Origin of the sequence: Algibacter miyuki (assembly GCF_030409805.1) — a bacterium.
GTDB classification, from domain to species: domain Bacteria; phylum Bacteroidota; class Bacteroidia; order Flavobacteriales; family Flavobacteriaceae; genus Algibacter; species Algibacter miyuki.
In genome coordinates this window covers 1,247,265-1,264,709 of the sequence record NZ_JAUFQP010000013.1, presented here as the reverse complement: position 1 = coordinate 1,264,709, position 17,445 = coordinate 1,247,265, and the positions used below count along the sequence as shown (strand labels likewise).

The 17,445-nt window shown below is 31.0% G+C and carries 15 protein-coding genes; 14 read left to right on the top strand and 1 reads right to left on the bottom strand.

Annotation, left to right across the window (positions count from 1 at the left end; all coding sequences use genetic code 11):
- The first annotated feature begins 1 nt into the window (after position 1).
- The 14 genes from QWY92_RS17315 to QWY92_RS17250 all read left to right on the top strand — a co-directional run bounded on the left by QWY92_RS17315 (position 2) and on the right by QWY92_RS17250 (position 15,221).
- Complete coding sequence (locus QWY92_RS17315; protein ID WP_290273626.1) at positions 2-1,381, top strand: nucleotide sugar dehydrogenase; 1,380 nt, start codon at positions 2-4, stop codon at positions 1,379-1,381.
- Positions 1,382-1,387: 6 nt separating this feature from the next.
- Positions 1,388-2,668 carry a nucleotide sugar dehydrogenase gene (locus tag QWY92_RS17310; protein ID WP_290273625.1) on the top strand — a complete coding sequence of 427 codons (1,281 nt, stop codon included), beginning with the start codon at positions 1,388-1,390 and terminating at the stop codon, positions 2,666-2,668.
- Positions 2,668-4,194, top strand: coding sequence for a lipopolysaccharide biosynthesis protein (locus tag QWY92_RS17305; protein WP_290273623.1), 1,527 nt, complete (start codon positions 2,668-2,670; stop codon positions 4,192-4,194). The genes QWY92_RS17310 and QWY92_RS17305 overlap by 1 nt, the downstream gene beginning before the upstream one ends.
- Before the next feature lie 15 nt (positions 4,195-4,209).
- Positions 4,210-4,986 carry a formyl transferase gene (locus tag QWY92_RS17300; RefSeq protein WP_290273621.1) on the top strand — a complete coding sequence of 259 codons (777 nt, stop codon included), beginning with the start codon at positions 4,210-4,212 and terminating at the stop codon, positions 4,984-4,986.
- Between the two features lie 27 nt (positions 4,987-5,013).
- Positions 5,014-6,093, top strand: a complete 1,080-nt coding sequence (locus tag QWY92_RS17295; protein WP_290273619.1) for a polysaccharide pyruvyl transferase family protein — start codon at positions 5,014-5,016, stop codon at positions 6,091-6,093.
- Entirely contained in the window at positions 6,093-7,076 is a 984-nt protein-coding gene (locus QWY92_RS17290) for a glycosyltransferase (protein WP_290273618.1), read from the top strand. Before QWY92_RS17295 ends, QWY92_RS17290 begins: the two co-directional genes overlap by 1 nt.
- Positions 7,069-8,172 carry a glycosyltransferase family 1 protein gene (locus QWY92_RS17285; protein WP_290273615.1) on the top strand — a complete coding sequence of 368 codons (1,104 nt, stop codon included), beginning with the start codon at positions 7,069-7,071 and terminating at the stop codon, positions 8,170-8,172. The genes QWY92_RS17290 and QWY92_RS17285 overlap by 8 nt, the downstream gene beginning before the upstream one ends.
- Positions 8,159-9,058: a glycosyltransferase family 2 protein gene (locus tag QWY92_RS17280; protein ID WP_290273612.1), complete on the top strand. Its 900-nt coding sequence runs from the start codon at positions 8,159-8,161 to the stop codon at positions 9,056-9,058. The genes QWY92_RS17285 and QWY92_RS17280 overlap by 14 nt, the downstream gene beginning before the upstream one ends.
- Before the next feature lie 9 nt (positions 9,059-9,067).
- On the top strand, positions 9,068-10,303 hold the full coding sequence (locus tag QWY92_RS17275; protein WP_290273610.1) for an EpsG family protein: 1,236 nt from the start codon (positions 9,068-9,070) through the stop codon (positions 10,301-10,303).
- A 10-nt stretch (positions 10,304-10,313) separates the two neighbouring features.
- The gene (locus QWY92_RS17270; RefSeq protein WP_290273608.1) at positions 10,314-11,294 is read left to right on the top strand and encodes a polysaccharide deacetylase family protein; all 981 of its coding nucleotides are present in this window, start codon (positions 10,314-10,316) and stop codon (positions 11,292-11,294) included.
- Positions 11,295-11,338: 44 nt separating this feature from the next.
- Positions 11,339-12,742: a phenylacetate--CoA ligase family protein gene (locus QWY92_RS17265; protein ID WP_290273606.1), complete on the top strand. Its 1,404-nt coding sequence runs from the start codon at positions 11,339-11,341 to the stop codon at positions 12,740-12,742.
- A 172-nt stretch (positions 12,743-12,914) separates the two neighbouring features.
- Positions 12,915-13,802, top strand: coding sequence for an NAD-dependent epimerase/dehydratase family protein (locus QWY92_RS17260; RefSeq protein WP_290273603.1), 888 nt, complete (start codon positions 12,915-12,917; stop codon positions 13,800-13,802).
- Entirely contained in the window at positions 13,799-14,455 is a 657-nt protein-coding gene (locus QWY92_RS17255; RefSeq protein ID WP_290273601.1) for an acylneuraminate cytidylyltransferase family protein, read from the top strand. The genes QWY92_RS17260 and QWY92_RS17255 overlap by 4 nt, the downstream gene beginning before the upstream one ends.
- Positions 14,456-14,465: 10 nt before the next feature.
- Positions 14,466-15,221, top strand: coding sequence for a 6-hydroxymethylpterin diphosphokinase MptE-like protein (locus QWY92_RS17250; RefSeq protein WP_290273599.1), 756 nt, complete (start codon positions 14,466-14,468; stop codon positions 15,219-15,221).
- A 102-nt stretch (positions 15,222-15,323) separates the two neighbouring features.
- Here QWY92_RS17250 and QWY92_RS17245 read toward each other — a convergent pair whose 3' ends face one another.
- On the bottom strand, positions 15,324-17,207 hold the full coding sequence (locus QWY92_RS17245) for a right-handed parallel beta-helix repeat-containing protein (RefSeq protein WP_290273596.1): 1,884 nt from the start codon (positions 17,205-17,207) through the stop codon (positions 15,324-15,326).
- Positions 17,208-17,445: the final 238 nt, after the last annotated feature.

Here is a 17,445-nt window from a genome sequence, read left to right as displayed (position 1 = left end):
TATGTTGATTAAAAATATTTGCTGTATAGGTGCCGGTTATGTTGGCGGCCCTACTATGGCGGTCATCGCAAAAAACAATCCCCATTTAAAAATTACTATTGTAGATATTAACCAAGACCGTATTGATGCTTGGAATAATGACGATCTATCTAAACTTCCTATTTACGAACCTGGTTTAGCTGATATTATAAAGGAAACTCGTGGAAAAAATCTATTTTTCTCTACCGATATTGATCAAGCTATCGATGCATCCGAAATGATATTTATCTCAGTAAATACACCTACCAAAACCTACGGAAAAGGAAAAGGGATGGCAGCTGATTTAAAATACATAGAATTATGCGCACGCCATATTGCTGAAGTTGCCAAAACAGACAAAATAGTCGTAGAAAAATCGACCTTACCGGTTAGAACAGCCGAAGCCATTAAAAGTATTTTACACAACACGGGGAACAATATCAATTTTCATATTTTATCGAACCCTGAGTTTTTAGCGGAAGGTACAGCTATTGAAGATTTATTAAATCCAGATCGTGTTTTAATTGGAGGAGAATCCGAAGAAGCTATTGAAGCACTAGCTAATGTATATAGCAGTTGGGTTAACGACGATAAAATTCTACGTACCAATTTATGGTCGTCAGAATTATCAAAATTAACCGCTAATGCGTTTTTAGCACAGCGTATATCTTCTATTAATTCTATTTCAGAATTATGTGAACTTACCGGAGCTAATGTGAATGAAGTAGCCAAAGCTATTGGAATGGATTCTCGTATAGGATCAAAATTTCTTAAAGCCTCTGTTGGGTTTGGAGGGTCTTGTTTTCAAAAAGACATTTTAAACTTGGTTTATATTGCACGAAGTTACAATTTAAATGAAGTTGCCGATTACTGGGAGCAAGTGATCATTATGAACGATCATCAAAAAAGACGCTTTTCCGATCGTTTAATAAAAACACTTTATAATACCGTTTCCGGAAAAAAAATAGCGCTTTTAGGCTGGGCTTTCAAAAAAGATACCAACGATACACGAGAATCAGCAGCTATTTATGTGGCTGATCATTTACTGAATGAACAAGCCAACATTTCGGTTTTCGATCCCAAAGTACCGCATGCTAAAGTGCAAACCGATTTAAATTATTTAAACACACGTACAGAAGCTGAAAATGAAGCAGGTGTTATAAGTGTAGATTCGCCGTATGAAGCAACAAAGGAGGCACACGCCATTGCTATTATGACCGAGTGGGACGAGTTTAAAGGTTACGATTGGCATAAAATCTACGCAAACATGAAAAAACCAGCTTTCATTTTTGACGGAAGAAATATTTTAGATAAAACAAACATGGAACACATAGGGTTCGAATATTATTCAATTGGACAATAAATAATTATGAAAAAAGATAAAATTGCAGTTATAGGATTAGGATATGTAGGCTTACCATTAGCACGATTATTTGCCACTAAATTTAACGTTGTTGGTTTTGATATTAATGAAAAACGAATTAACGAATTAGCTCAAGGTCATGATGCTACATTAGAAGTTGAAGAAAGTGTTTTAAAAGCAGTTCTAAAAACATCTCAAAATGATGAAAATGGTTTAGTGTTTTCATCTCAGTTAGATGCTATTGCAGACTGTAACTATTATATAGTTACTGTGCCTACTCCTATTGATAAAAATAATAGACCCGATTTAACTCCTTTATATAAATCGAGTGAAACAGTTGCCAAGGTTCTTAAAAAAGGAGATATCGTTATTTACGAATCTACCGTGTACCCTGGTGTTACTGAAGATGAGTGTGTTCCTGTTCTTGAAAAAATAAGTGGTTTAAAATTCAATCAAGACTTTTTTGCAGGTTATTCTCCAGAACGTATTAATCCGGGCGATAAATTACACACCGTAGATAAAATTTTAAAAGTGACTGCAGGTTCTACACCTGAAATTGGTAAAAAAGTGGACGCCTTGTACGCGAGTATCATTACCGCAGGTACACACCTCGCTCCTACTATCAAAGTAGCCGAAGCTGCAAAAGTTATAGAAAACTCACAACGTGACATTAATATTGCCTTTGTGAACGAGCTAGCTAAAATATTCAACCTTATGGATATTGATACGCATGCCGTTTTAGAGGCTGCAGGTACAAAATGGAATTTCCTTCCATTTAAACCCGGTTTAGTTGGTGGACATTGTATTGGTGTCGATCCGTATTATTTAGCTCAAAAAGCGCAAGAAGTGGGCTATCACCCTGAAATTATTTTAGCAGGACGTCGCGTTAACGATAGTATGGGGCAATATGTAGCTTCTGAAATCATCAAACTTATGGTACGTAATGATATTAAAATCAAACATGCCAAAGTATTAAACTTAGGAATCACATTTAAAGAAAACTGTCCTGATGTTAGAAATACCAAAGCGGTAGATGTTATCAATCAATTAAAAAGTTTTGGAACAGAAGTTACTATTTACGATCCATGGGCTAACCCTGAAGAAGTGAGACATGAATACGGTTTAGACACTCAAAAAGACTTACCTACCGAAAAATATGATGCTATTATTTTAACTGTGGCTCATAATGAGTTTTTAAAAGAAGATTTAAAAAGCTTATTAAAACCAGGTGGTATTTTATATGATGTTAAAGGAGTTATTAAGGACAGCAACTGGACAAGACTTTAATGAAAATTAGCCAACTTAAAGGAGGAGCCGCATTATCCTATGTGACTATATTTTTAACGAATATTGTTGGGTTACTACTTACCCCTTTTATAATACGTTCTCTTGGTCAGTCGGAATATGGTTTATATACCATGATTGGAGCTCTTGTTGGCTACATGAGTGTTTTAGATTTTGGATTAAATAATACTATTATTAGATATGTTGCAAAATACAAACTAGAAGACGATAAACATGGTGAAGAAAACTTTTTAGCACATAGTTTCATTATTTATTTTTGCATTTCTATACTTGTAACCATTCTTGGTGTAATTTTGTATTATAATCTAGATGATTTCTATAGAAATTCATTAAGCTTTGAACAAATAGAAAAGGCTAAACTGATGATGTTAATCCTCACCTTTAATTTAGCAATTTCTCTTCCAGGGGGAGCTTTTAGCGGTATTTGTTTTGGGTACGAAGAATTCATTTTACCCAAAATAACCAACATTATAAAATATATTATTAGGAGTATTTTAGTTTTAGTCATTTTATTATACGGGGCAGACTCTGTAGGCTTAGTAGTACTAGACACAATAATGAATATAGTTGTAATTGGAATAAATATCTACATTGTTTTTAAAGTGTTGAAAGTTCGTATCCGTCTTCACAACATAAATAAAAGTTTATTTATAAGTATTTTAGGTTTTTCGTTATGGCTATTCGTTTTTGCTCTTGTTAATCAGCTTCGGTGGAGATTCGGTCAATTTTTGATAGGTATGTTTTATTCCACATCTATTGTTGCTGTATATGCAATTGGGTCAACGTTAGGAAATTATTACGGTGCTTTTTCGAGTGCAATATCTTCTGTTTTCTTACCGAAAGCAATAAAAATGACTGTACAAAATGTGCCTAAAAAAGAATTAACCAACACATTTATTAAAATTTCCAGAATCATCCTTATCGTATTACTATATATCTTTGGAGGATTTGTCATTTGTGGTCAATACTTTGTTCATATATGGGTAGGAAATGGTTTTGAAATGGCGTATTACTATGCTGTTGTTATTATGATTGGCCTTACTCCTATTTTATCTCAAGGCTTTGCGAATAATATACTTGAAGCAAAAAACTTACTGGCATATAGAGGTGTAATAATGTTATCATTAACTATTACAGGGACTATATTAGGTTATTTTTTACTAAAAGCATTTGGTGTTATGGAAATGATTTTTTCTGTGGTAATTTTTATGTTAATAGAAAGAGTTGTCATGTTTTTTTATTACCAAAAAAAAACAAACTTAGATATGTATAGATACTATAAAGAAATACTTCCTCTTTTTATATGTTGTCTTTTATTAACCTCCACTTGCCTGCTTTTAGATTCTTTTTTATTTGAAGATAATTTAATAGGTAATCTAATACTAGGTCTAATATATACTGTTTGTTACGGTTTTTGTTGTGTGTTAGTCATGACACAATATGAAAAAACATTGACAAAATCAGTTTTTTTTAAAATACCTTTCATGAAGAAATTTCAAAACAATTAATCTATATTTAAACTTATGGATAATATTAGTAAAAAAAAAATAATAATGCTCACCAGTAATGGACCATCATCATATAACATGTATAATGGTCTAAAAAACGACTTTGATATTTCTCATGTTATAGTAGAAGGTTCTGGTAGTATAAAAACATTTCTAAAAAAACGAGTGAAGCGTTTAGGGTATATACGAGTATTTGGCCAAATTCTTTTCTCTAAGCTTTTATTACCCTTTTTAAAATGGGAATCGAAACAAAGGGTGCATGAAATTACAGAAACACACCAGTTACAATTTGAAGATTTTGACTTGGACAAAAAAATAAATGTCCCTTCGGTAAATTCAGAAGAATGTATAAAATATTTACAACAAATAAATCCAGATATTGTAATTGTAAATGGTACCCGAATAATTTCAAAAAAAGTACTTAATTCTATATCCGGAATATTTATTAACACACATATGGGAATTACACCTTTATATCGAGGTGTTCATGGTGGATATTGGTCTAAAGTAAATAAGGATGAACATTGTGGCGTTAGTGTGCATTTAGTAGATCAGGGTATCGATACTGGAGGCATACTTCGTCAGGGATTAATAGAGACTACAACAAAAGACAATTTTATCACATACACCTATTTACAAATGGCTAAAGGTTGTGAATTAATGAAATTAGTAATTACAGATATTCTTAATGATGGTCCTAAAACAATAAAAAACAATCTTGAGAGTAAAATCTGGACACACCCAACCATTTGGTTCTATTTAAAACATAGAATATTCAATGGTGTAAAATAATAGAGTTAAAAATATAAAATAATTTTCATGATTTCTCAACTTAAAAGTATAGTTTCTATTGACCATAAAATAAAGGCTCGCCTTTTTTTATCTCAATTTAAAAAAATAGAAGATTTTTCTTTAAAAATAGACAACACGACTAATAAGCGTGTATTTATATTTTTAGCTGCAGATTATGGTAACTTAGGAGATGTTGCTATTACTTATGCACAACATAAATTTTTACAGAATAACTTTCCAAATCATGTTGTACAACAAATCCCTATAAGTGAAACTATAGAAGGTATTGCTTTGTTGAAAAAAGTGATTTCAAAGCACGATATCATCACCACTGTAGGCGGTGGAAATATGGGTGATCTATACCCAATGATCGAATCGTTTAGGCAACACGTTATAAGTAACTTTAAAAACAATAAAGTTATTTGTTTTCCGCAAACTGTCGACTTTACAGATAGCACTGCGGGTAATAAAGCTTTACAAAATGCCATTCGCGTTTATAGCAATCACCCTAATTTAATATTACTCGCAAGAGAAAAAAAGACATTTGATTTCTTTAAAACACATTTTAAAGCCAATACGGCTTTTTTAGTGCCCGATATAGTATTAACTCTAGACAAAACCAAACCAATACACGAGCGTTCTGGGGTTATCATTTGTTTAAGAAATGATAAAGAGAAAAAGCTTAATGCCAACCAAGAAGAGAGTTTACTAAACATTATCGATAGTAATTTTAGCAAAAAAACAAATAGAGACACGCACATCGGTGGCGAGCAACTCCCATTACTTAAAAGAACAAAAGCATTAGACTCTATATGGAGCGATTTCCGTTCAGCCGAACTGGTAATCACGGATAGGTTGCATGGTATGATATTTTGCTACATCACCAATACCCCTGCCCTTGTTTTCTTAAATAATAACCACAAAATTAAATCGTCTTTTCACTGGGTAAAAACAGCAAAGCACATTCACCTTATAGAGGATTTTTCTGAAGAAAAAATTAAAGCTTCAATAGCCTTTTTAAAACTTAAAGAAAATAAGAGTCCAAAAGAAAACTTACTGCCATTTTATAAGGATGTATTAAAATCTATAAATCCAAATAACAAATAATGAACAATCTCCTGTTAAGCATTGTGGTTCCGGTTTATAACGTTTCTCAATACGTTGAAAAATGTATTCGTAGCTGTTACAACCAAAACGTTCCATCCGATAGTTTTGAAATTATAATTGTAAACGATGGTTCTACGGATAACAGTTTAGAGATTTGCGAAAACTTACAACACGAGTTTCAAGATTTAAAAATTATAACTCAAAAAAATAAAGGCCTAAGTGGTGCCCGAAATACAGGGTTGAAACAGGCAACAGGGAAATATGTTTGGTTTGTAGATTCTGATGACTGGTTAGAACCGGATTGTTTAGTCTCTATTTTTGAATCCATTAATACCTACGCTGTAGATTTTTTCTGGATAGGTCACGATGTTATTTTTAACGAAGCGTCGGTTAACCAATACATACCTCAAGTGATAAACAGCCCCATTTCGGGAGAAACGTTTTTAAGCGATCATCTCAACCAGTTGTTTTACATTTGGAAATTTATATACAAACGAAGTTATCTTACAGAAAACCAATTAGAATTTAAAGAAGGTGTACTTTACGAAGATTTAGAATTTACCCCACGTGCACTGCATAAAGCTGCAAGTTGCATCACCATACCAAAGGTATTTTACAACTACTTAATACGATCTGGAAGCATTGCTAATATTGGAAATATAAAAGATAAAACCATTAATGACCGTCTTTTAATTTTAAGTAATATTTTAGATTTAGAAACATCAGATGAGGTTTCAGAAAAATACGCTAAGGCATTACAACCTATTATTGTCGACGGCTATTTATCTACCATAAAAATGAGTGCACGTGGCAAGCTAAAACTAACGCCTCTAGCGCATAATTTATTAAAAAAAATAAAAAAACAACAGTATCAAGCTAGTAACTCTCGTGATTTTAAATTAGTACAACTGAGTTTAAAAGCGTATCACTTGTTTTATAAAAATGCCTATACCCTATCTGCAAAACTAAAACCAAATGAATAGAATTTTACATATTGTTGGAAAAATGAATCGTGCTGGTGCTGAAACCATGATCATGAATTTATATCGTAAATTAGATAGAACGAAGTTTCAGTTTGACTTTATTTATTTTACTAATGAAACCTGTGATTACGATCAAGAAATTGAGACTTTAGGGGGACGTATATTTAGAGTTTCAGGTAGCAATCCTATTACAAGAACAAAGGCGTTGTACACCTTACTCAAAAAAGAAGCGCCCTTTCATGCCGTACAATGCCATCAAATGTTTAGTAATGGTTTACACTTAATAGCAGCTAATTATGCAGGTGTTAAAATGAGAATTTCACATTCGCACAACACCAGTGACGCCAATAGCGACAAACTCATAGGTAAAATATACCACAGCTTATCTAAGCTTTTAATAAAAAAATATAGCACACATTTTATAGCGTGTGGCGATGCTGCGGGTAAATTTTTGTTTCCCAATGTTGAAAATGTCATGTTATTGCCAAACGCCGTAAACTTAGATAAGTTTTTAAATAGCCCAAAAGCAAATGCTGGACAGGTTTTTAATAATCCTTCTATAACAAATGAAACATTTGTTATCTGTCAAATCGGAAGGTTAAACGAAGTGAAAAATCATGAATTTTCTGTTAAATTAGCACAATTCCTTAAGAAAAAAGGTATTGATTTTCAGTTAATTATAGTGGGTGGCGGGCCTCTTGAAACTAAAATAAAAGCACAAGTGTCCGACTTAAAACTCACGGACTGTATTACATTTACAGGGGTTAGAAGTGATATTGAAACGGTGCTTGCTAATGCCAATTTAATGCTTATGCCCTCTTACTTTGAAGGTTTTCCTGTGGTTCTTGTTGAATCGCAAGTCAGCGGTATTCCTGCTTTAATATCCTCAAGTATTTCAAAAGAAGTTGATATGGGACTTGGACTTATTCATTTTTGTGACTTAGAAGACGATTTAAGCATATGGTTTGATAAAATAAAAGAAATTCGAACCATAAAATTACCAACGCCCCAAAAACGATATGATGTCTTATCTCAAGCTGGTTACAATATTGAATTAAGCATTAAAAAATTACAACACTTTTATGAAAACATATAACGATAACATTTTAGTTTCTATAGGTATTCCTTTTTATAATACAGAAAAATATTTAAAACTCGCTATTTTATCCGTTTTAAAACAAAGCTATACCAATTGGGAACTTATTTTAATGAATGACGGCAGCACTGATAATTCAGTAGCTATTGCCGAGGAATTTGCTAACAGTGATAGCCGTATTACACTACATAATGATGGAGTTAATAAGGGTTTACCTACGCGATTAAACCAATTATCACAGCTTGCCAATGGTCAGTTCTATGCTAGAATGGATGGGGATGACTTAATGCGCCCCGAAAGAATTGAAACACAGTTGGAATATCTTTTGAAGAATCCCGAAGTCGATCTAGTCGGCACAGGACTTGTTGCAATAGACAAAGACAATAATATTATTGGAATTAGAAAAGGGACAACGAATGATAATAAGAAATATACCATTCATGATTTAATTCATAAAGGATGGTGCGTTCACCCAACGATCATGGGAAAAGCATCCTGGTTTAAAGAACATCAATATGATGAACAGCTTACAAGAACGGAAGATTTTGATTTATGGGTTAGAACTATTGGACAAAGTACCTTTACAAAAATGCAGTATTTAGGAATTTATTACAGAGAAGAAAGTGCTTTATCTCTTAAAAAATATATTGTATCAACAAAACAAGCTTTACGTTTATACTGGAAAAACAAATCCATTATAGGAGGGATAAACACCTTTATTATTTCTGTTAAGAAAGTATTGAAATTTTTGGTTTATATTGTATTTAATTACACTGGGTTAATGCCTATAATCGTTAAGAAAAGGTCTGAAGAAATGAAAGCTACAGATATTAATTTTCATCAATCAATAATTAAATCAATTATTTCAGATAACACAAACAGCTAGTTGTAATATATGAGATTCCTCTTTGAACACTTCACAACATCTGATTATTCCACGATATTTTCATGGGGTCTTTTTCTTTTTATTCTTATTGGCTCTTTAAATTTGCGTTATGTAGAAACGAACACCAATAAGTATTTAAGAACCGATCGTAATTTATTAATAATTTTTGTAGTATTCATTATTTTTTTATTTGGAACTCGAGGATTTAAAATTGGGACAGATACTTACAATTACCGTGTTTTTTACTTTAATCCTGGAATTAGAATTTCGAACGTTTATGAATTTTTTAGCTTCTTTGAAACCGATATACTATTTGAGATTCTTATTTACTTCGCCTTCATGTTTAAGGATTTTACAGTATTTTTAGTAATAGTAGCCACAATAATGAACGCTATGTTGTATGTTTTTGTTAGAAAATATACTAACTATGGTCGTAACGGCAGTAGTTTATTACTTTTTTTGTTAATCGCTTGTAATTTTGTTTTTTTTACGCATCAAACAAATACCATTCGAAATGGATTAGCAATTCCTTACATATTTTTTGGCATTTACTATTTAATGATAAAGAAAACAAATTACACATTATTGTTTTTTTTACTAGCTTTTTTATCTCACCGCACGGCTATTATTCCAATTGCCTGCGTCTTTTTTGCCATAAAATCTAAGAATATTGATTTAAAATATTTTATAGCACTTTATGCCTTAGGTATACTAGCCGCCGCCGCCGGCTTCGGTTTCGATAAGCTTACTTTTTTAGCGAGTATGGGTGGTGATGATTTAGAGCGTTTATCATCTGTTGGTGAAACCACGTATCGTGTTGGCTTTCGTCCTGATTTCGTTTTATATAATACGATCTTCCTGGTCCTTGCGATTAAATTCAGTCCTAAAAAAAGTCCTCAAGACCTATTTTATCTTAAATACTATATACTAGCATCGATAATTTTCTTTTTTAACTTTAATATTCCTTATTCAGATAGGATTGGTGGTTATAGTTGGATTGCAATACCTCTATTGTTTTTTAGTATTATAAATAGCTCTTTTCCTAAGAAAAAATTACAAATGGCGACTTTATTTACTTTTTTCATTTTTTTCCTTAATTTTGTCTTATTGCCCCTCCTTACTTCTGGTTTGAGCTTGAAAAAACGCGATTTCACAAATAATTATCAATACGAAATAAAACAAGAATTTAAGGAATTAAACTTTAAGCACAATACACATAGCTCAGTCCTAACCTTTAAAATATAAAACACCTACTATGAATGGTAAATTTGTAATATCATTAGATTTTGAGCTTCATTGGGGGCTTTTTGACGCCAAATCCATAGAAGACTATAAAACCAATCTTCAAAATACACCAAAAGCCATTTCTAAAATACTTAAACTAAGTGATCAATATAATGTAAGGTTAACCTTTTCTATAGTTGGATTTCTGTTTAATAAAAACAATATAGATCTAAAGGCAAACACCCCTGAACATCTTCCGACTTACGCTAATAGTAATTTTAACCCATACCCTTTAATTGAGACTATTGATAAAAATTATAAAACGCTTTCTCCATACTACTTTGCAAGACCTATTATTGAAAAAATAGCACAAAACAAATTACACGAAATTGGCACGCATACTTATAGCCATTACTATTGCTTAGCATCAGGTCAAACAATAGATCAATTTGATTCCGACATTGAAACTGCTGTAAAGGTTAGTGCAGCACTAGATATTGATTGCAAAAGTATTATTTTTCCAAGAAATGAAGTAAACAATAAATACTTAGATGTTTGTGCTAAACACGGAATTACATCATATAGAGGTACAGAAAACGCATGGCCTTTTAAAAATACCAATTTTAATAAATTAGCACCAGCTTTTAGACTCTTAGATAGCTACTTTAAAATTTTTGGCAACCACACCTATAATATTCAAAAGTTAAAAAATAATTTTAAACACTGCGTAAATCTTCCTTCTTCAAGATTTCTAAGACCCTACAAAAAAAAGCTTTCTTTTTTAGAACCTTTAAAATTACGCAGAATTAAAAAAGCTATGACTTATGCTGCTAAACATAATGAATTATACCATTTATGGTGGCACCCTCATAATTTTGGAAGTGATTTAAATAAAAATCTAGAAATTTTAACCGCAATATATACTCACTATCAAGAATTGCATAAAAAATATGGTTTTGAAAGTGAAACTATGACTTCTTTAAGTGCTAAACTCATGAACCAAGATAAATAAAGACTTGTTTAGCTGTTACATTAATATTTCTAATTTAATAAAGAATGAATTCTATACTCGAAAATATATTTGAAAAGAGCCCACTTTTCCTGCAAGAATCTATGATTAGTTTTTTCAATTATCGTGCCTATAAAACACGGTACGGCGGTGCCTATAAATCCTTTCTTAACCATTACAAATCTAATAATGGATTAACGCGCTCTCAATTACAAGATATCCAGTTAGAAAAATTGAAAATATTCTTAGACTATGCGAACACAAACTCATCTTATTACAAAAAGATATTCAAAGATGCTAATATAAACGATATTTCTAGTCTAAACGACTTACGAACACTTCCAATAATAAATAAAGAAGATTTAAGAAATAATATTAACGACGTTTATACAATTTCAAAAGAAAAAGGTACACTAAGTAAAACAGGAGGAACCACAGGAAAATCGTTAGAAGTGCTTTATACTCCAAACGATTTACAAGAAAGGTTTGCGCTTTTAGATAACTTTAGAAATTGGTTTGGGTATGAATTAGGAAAAAAAACAGCTTGGTTTAGCGGAAAAAATTTGTTAAACTCGAGAGATATCAAACAAAATAGATTTTGGAAAACAGATAAACTTTACAATGTAAGGTATTACTCCACATTTCATATTCACAGTAAATATTTAAAGCATTATCTGAATAACTTAATTAAATATAAACCCGAATACATTGTTGGTTTTCCTTCTACAATATATGAAATTGCAAAATTTGGTATTGCTAATAACATTGACTTCCCTTCAAACACAATAAAAGCTATTTTCCCCACGGCAGAAACCATTACGGAAGATATTAGAGTTATCTTAGAAAGTTACTTTAAAACCAATCTATATAATCAATATGCTTCTTCCGAAGGGGCACCTTTTATTTTTGAGTGTAAAAATAAAAAACTGCATTTAGAGTTGCAAAGTGGAGTGTTTGAGGTTTTAGATAATCAAGATGAGCCTTGTACAAAAGGCCGCCTAATAGTTACAGCTTTCAATACCCATGGTACTCCTTTGATTAGATATGATATTGGTGACGAAATTGAATTACTACCTCAAGAAGAAACTTGTAGTTGTGGTAATAACAACCCTTTGATTAAACAAATTCTAGGTCGCATGTCCGATTATATTTATTCAGAAGAGAATGGTAAAATTAATTTAGGGAACATATCAAACTGTCTAAAAGGAGTAAAAGGTATTGTTAAATTTCAAATTCATCAAGCTGAAATAAATAAGATAAATGTCTTAATTGAAAAAGACCCTTCTATTTATGAAGATAAGTATGAAAGTATATTCCTGAAAAATTTAATAGACCGTGTTGGCTCGAAAATGACAATATCACTCAATTATGTATCAGAAATTCCAGTTGAAAAAAGTGGTAAATATCGAATTGTAAAAAACACACTGAAATCCTCCGATTTAATCGTTTAAAAAACCCCACATCTTTCGTGTGATTTTTTATTAATATTCAGTACTTTAACTAAATAATCAGCCATTTCTTCGATAAAAAAAGGCTAACAAATATATCATCGATATATTCCGACAATAATTAGTTCTTAATGTCCTAAATAATTAAAAATCGGAATTAACTTTAAAGTATCGAATGAGAATAATAGTTACGGGAGGAAGTGGTTTTATTGGTAATAAATTAGTAGAACAACTAAAATTATTTGGTCACAAAATTATAGTTATTGACTTAGTCAAACCTAAGTCTGATGTAGAATATATAATTTTTGATATTAGTAATCCTAAAATACTTGATCAAAATTTCGGTAAAATTGATTACATCTTTCATATTGCAGCTCAATCCGGTGGTTACTTTAGTCTTAAAAACTCCTATGAAGATTGTTTATGGAATTCAGTAGGAACTCTAAACATAGTCAAACTAGCTCAGAAATTAAAGGTAAAAAAAATAGTATACACTAGTACAATGGCTGTATACGGAAATGCAAAAGATGCTTCCGAATTAAGTCCTCCTAACCCTATTTCTTTTTATGGAGCCAGTAAATTAAGTGCAGAGTTTTATGTTAAATTATTAAAAGAACATAATTCAATTCCTTACACAATATTCCGATTGTTTGCAACTTATGGAGGAACTCAAAATCTGTTAAATGACCATCAAGGAATTTTAAGTATTTATTTAAATCAAGCCTTAAAAGGAAATGTTATTACTATTACGGGGGCTAAAAATAGAACTAGAGAACTTATTCACGTAAATGACGTAATAAAAGCACTTTCACTATCATTTAAAGAAATCACAGATAATGAGATCTATAATGTGACTTTTAAAGAAAATTTAACACCTGAAATTATTATTGATAAAATCAGTCAAAGACTAGGTAAAAATCTAAAAATTAAAGAGGTTAAAGGTTATTTAGGTGATCAGACATATATTACCGGTAATAATGAAAAACTAAAAACGTTAGGCTGGTCAGCGGACTACGATTTAGAAAAAGGATTAAATGAATTTATAAATTATTTAGAAGTATGAAAAAAATAGTAGCCGTAATACCAATGAGAGCTGGTTCTCAAAGGGTCAAAGATAAAAATTTCAGAAAATTTGCTGAGAAATCACTTTTTGAATATAAAGTTGATCTAGTGAAAAATTTACCTGTGGATGACATAATAGTCAATACGGATAGTGAGCATGCCATTGAACTAGCAAAATCAATGGGTTTAAAATACCATAGGAGAGATCCTTATTTTGCAAGTTCTGAATGTTCAAATAGTGAGTACCATGAGTTTTTAGCACGTGAGACAGAGGCTGAAAATATTCTTATTGCCCAAGTTACAGCTCCTTTGATTTTAAAAGAGTCATATGTAAGAGCCATTGATACTTTCTTTGCCGAAGATTGTAATAGTCTAATGTCCGTAAAAAGTGTGAAAGAATTTTTATGGCATAATGGGAAAGCTGTTAATTATGATCCTTTAAATGCTCCAAATTCTCAAAACTTACCAGATTATGTAGCTCCAACATTTGGCTTAGTTATAGCAAATAGAGAAGCTATGTTGGAAGCTCGAAATCTTATATGCTCAAAACCTTATTGGATGAAAGTAACACAAGCGGAAGCAATAGATATAGATACAGATGTCGATTTTGATTTTGCAGAGTTTATGTTCAAAAAAATAGTATTAAAACAATAAAAACTGAGATATGCAGAAAGTTAAATTTTTTATAGTAAAAATTTACAATAAATTAATTACCAAACTAATACGACTTAAATTAAGCAAGCAACCAACAAAAATAAAATCTCTTAAAAATTATCATAAAAATGAAAGATGTTTTATTATAGGTAATGGACCTAGTTTAAAAACTGAAGATTTAGATTATATAAAAAATGAAATATCATTTTCATGCAATATGATTTATGCTTTGTTACCCAAAACAAGTTGGCGTCCTTACTATTATTTTTCTCATGACCCTGGTTATATTAGAAGAGTAAATAATCAAATAAAAGAGGTGCCAGCCAAAAAGAAATTTATTGGATACTTTTATGAAACAGCAAGCACAGTTTATAACGATTATAGAAATATTGCAGACCATATTTATTACATAAATAGATCAGATCCCTCTTACAAAAATGTTCAGTTTAGTTCGGATGTGAGTAAAAAAGTGGAATCTTGTGGCTCGGTATCCTTTGCCATGCTTCAATTCGCTGTATACATGGGATTTAAGGAAATTTACTTAATAGGTTTTGATCATAACCTAAACAGTAAAACAGAAAAAATTCATTTTGACGGATATACTACCACTGGAAATAAAAAAGTAGATGTAAATATAGATGGATTAACGCAAGGTTTTATTAAAACAAAACAAATTTGTGATCAACTAAATATTAAAATTTATAATTGTACGCGTGGAGGTAAATTGGAAGTTTTTGAAAGAAAAACTTTAGAAGAAGCTCTATAAGTTTTAAATCTTCATTAAATATAAAAAACTCAGAATTTTATAAAATTCTGAGTTTTTTTAGCTTCTCGTATAAACTAATATCCAAGTTTATAAAAAAACCCTTTAATTGTTATTATTTATTAATAATATATTTTTAGAGTTGTCAACAATACTAAAATCGACATTAAATTGAGAATTTTGAATGGTAATATTCTCGCAACCATCAATATTACTCTTGTTTTTACTAAAAGCATTGAAATTACAATTATCGAATACTAGGTTCTTTTCGCTATTTGCAATAAGATCATAAAAATCCACAGATCTACGACCAACATTAATAGTTTCATTTTTAATAAATATATCTTTAACATCAGCACCATTTGCAACATAACCATAACTTGTAGAAAGATCTGTTTCTAAAGTATTATTATAAAAACTTGCTTTATAAAACCTTTTACCTAACGTTATACCAGATTTAAAATCTTTTAAAACATTATCATACACTTCAAAATTCTCTCCAGATAATACCATTGGATTTTTATAGCCCGTTACTTTATTTCCATATATTTGGTAGTTATAGTTAAACTCATTTCCAAAATAGTCTAATCTTGATAACACTTTAATACCGTATTCCAATGAGACACCATTTTCAATTCTAGACTCCATGGTGTTATTTCTAATTATAATATCGTGAGAAGCAATATTACCAATTCCTCCATCAAAATAGTTATCTTCTATAGTTATAAACGAACCCGTAAACAAAACAACATCTCCTGCTCTATTATTTTTAAAAGTATTCCCTCTTAAAACAACATTTTCTATTTTTTCATACTCTTTAAGAGTCCCATCCGCTTCTCTTACGCGCCAAGCTTCAAAGCTTATCCCTTGCATTGGCCAAGCTCCTGCAGAACTGTATTTTACCCCACTTGGGCTATCGCCTTCCGCTGTATTAAAGATGTTACAATTTTCTACTAATATACCATCACCATCTAGAATGCTTAATCCATTTCTTCGAGCCCCATCAATAGTGCAATTTCTTAACGTTACATTTTTTGAAATTACAGCATTTCCTGGTGTTCCATCTGTAGCCCTAATAGAACTACCATGTACTACAAAACCATCTCCCGATCCATCTAAAATATTAATACCTTCCAAAGTGACATTTACACCACCAGAAACGTGAGTAACATGCCCCCACTCATGAGTATCATATTCTTTGCCATATAAATCTACTACAGGTGTATAATCATGCTCATAGCGATCACCTATTAAATTTCCTCCAGTTACCTTAATATTTTCACCTTTAAAAACCATTATTAAGCTATATGCATGTGCATTATTAGGTTGCACACGTAAGTATGTGTTATCTGTCATACTTAACTCAAAATTAGAGGGTAATAAAATGGCACTCTCTGATTTAATTTTAGGATTATTTACTCGAGAACTAACATCGAAATAGGCATTTAAATTATCAACTTCGAACTTAGTACCTCCTAGTTTTTGCACTAGTAGCATCACATCATTGAATTTTTTTCTATTAGACAGTGCCACATCATCTTCAACTTTATCTTCAATAATCTCCCAACGTTCTGGTAGAAAATTAAAAACATTATTTTTTAATTCCGGTAGCACTCCCGCAACCGTTAAAGTGGAGTTTAATAACTCGCCCGAAATAATAGAACCTTCGGAAAAACTTAACGTTCCATTTATAATATCTCCTCCTTCGTAAATAATAGATACGTTAGAAGGTAAGGTTACCGTTTCGTAACCCAAATCCATGACGCAATTAATAATTACTATTGAATTAGGTTCAACGTTTTCTAATTTGAATTCACAAGGAAGACTTGAATCTACATCAGAATTAGTATCATTATCTTCATTAGTATTAACTACTGCTGCTTTTTCTTCTATCGCTTGAATTTCCTCCAATGCCTCTTCAGTACATCCTGTAAATATAAATAATAGGGAAAATAAGGGAATTAACATAGGTCTAAATATAAATTTCATAATTTTTGTATTTTGAAGTATTATTATGCTACAAATGTATAGAGTAACATTAATAAAAAACGACAAAATACTTATTAATTCGATGAAATGCATTAAAAACTATAAATTATATCGATAAAATACTTATAACATCGATTAAATGTAATTTTATAACTTTTAATAAATTAGACAATTTAAACAACATCAACGATTTACATTACAATTATGGACAGAAAAAACCTCAAACATTAATAATGCC